Origin of the sequence: Adlercreutzia sp. DFI.6.23 (genome assembly GCF_024462535.1) — a bacterium.
Taxonomy (GTDB): domain Bacteria; phylum Actinomycetota; class Coriobacteriia; order Coriobacteriales; family Eggerthellaceae; genus Adlercreutzia; species Adlercreutzia rubneri.
In genome coordinates, this window is sequence record NZ_JANGBP010000240.1 from 1 (window position 1) to 384 (window position 384).

The 384-nt window shown below is 62.2% G+C and carries 1 protein-coding gene; it reads left to right on the forward strand.

Annotated elements, in window-relative coordinates; translation table 11 throughout:
- On the forward strand, positions 1–252 hold a 252-nt coding region (locus NE591_RS13190), incomplete at its 5' end, for an IMP dehydrogenase (RefSeq protein WP_256156858.1).
- Positions 253–384 lie beyond the last annotated feature (132 nt).

Genomic DNA, 384 nt, shown 5'->3' on the forward strand with positions numbered 1-384 from the left:
GGCGGCAAGAAGTCGCTGTCCTTCGAAGAGGGCGTCGATTCGTACGTGCCCTACGCCGGCAGCCTGAAGGACAACATGGCCATCACCCTGCTGAAGCTGAAGAGCTCCATGTGCAACTGCGGTGCGCTCACCATTCCCGAGTTCCAAGACAAGGCGAAGCTCGCGCTGGTGTCCGCCACTTCCATCGTAGAGGGCGGCGCCCACGACGTGCTGCTGAAGGACAAGGCTCCCTACGCGAGCAACACCCGCTAAACCGGCCGGGATCTTGCGCCGCTGTATGCTGTCGCGAGGATGGCGGGGGCGGTGCCGAGGGTCGCGTAAAGAGGCCGTAGCTTCCGAGGCGTGCTTTTCGAGGTTTTTGACATAATCGACCCTATCGAGGGG